1 rRNA gene is annotated in these 1,013 nt (G+C 55.3%); it reads right to left on the reverse strand.

The annotated features are described in order from the left end of the window. Window positions 1-21 precede the first annotated feature (21 nt). Window positions 22-1,013 (reverse strand): 16S ribosomal RNA (locus IE091_RS18335); the annotation flags it as partial.

The following is a 1,013-nucleotide window of genomic DNA, read 5'->3' on the forward strand; positions in this document are numbered from 1 at the left end:
CCGCGAGGGGAAGACATCGTTTAAGGAGGTGATCCAGCCGCAGGTTCCCCTACGGCTACCTTGTTACGACTTCACCCCAGTCATGAACCACACCGTGGTGATCGCCCTCTTGCGTTAGGCTAACCACTTCTGGTGCAGTCCACTCCCATGGTGTGACGGGCGGTGTGTACAAGGCCCGGGAACGTATTCACCGTGGCATTCTGATCCACGATTACTAGCGATTCCGACTTCACGGAGTCGAGTTGCAGACTCCGATCCGGACTGAGATCGGCTTTTCGGGATTGGCTCACTCTCGCGAGTTGGCAACCCTTTGTACCGACCATTGTAGCACGTGTGTAGCCCTACTCGTAAGGGCCATGATGACTTGACGTCGTCCCCACCTTCCTCCGGTTTGTCACCGGCAGTCTCCTTAGAGTTCCCGCCATTACGCGCTGGCAAATAAGGACAAGGGTTGCGCTCGTTACGGGACTTAACCCAACATTTCACAACACGAGCTGACGACAGCCATGCAGCACCTGTCTCTGCGTTCCCGAAGGCACTAAGGTATCTCTACCAAATTCGCAGGATGTCAAGAGTAGGTAAGGTTCTTCGCGTTGCATCGAATTAAACCACATGCTCCACCGCTTGTGCGGGCCCCCGTCAATTCATTTGAGTTTTAACCTTGCGGCCGTACTCCCCAGGCGGTCGACTTATCGCGTTAACTTCGCCACAAAGTGCGCTAGGCACCCAACGGCTGGTCGACATCGTTTACGGCGTGGACTACCAGGGTATCTAATCCTGTTTGCTACCCACGCTTTCGCACCTCAGTGTCAGTGTCAGTCCAGAAGGCCGCCTTCGCCACTGGTATTCCTCCCGATCTCTACGCATTTCACCGCTACACCGGGAATTCTACCTTCCTCTCCTGCACTCTAGCTTGACAGTTCCGGATGCCGTTCCCAGGTTGAGCCCGGGGCTTTCACAACCGGCTTATCAAGCCACCTACGCGCGCTTTACGCCCAGTAATTCCGATTAAC

The organism is Vreelandella hamiltonii, from assembly GCF_014651775.1.
GTDB lineage: Bacteria > Pseudomonadota > Gammaproteobacteria > Pseudomonadales > Halomonadaceae > Vreelandella > Vreelandella hamiltonii.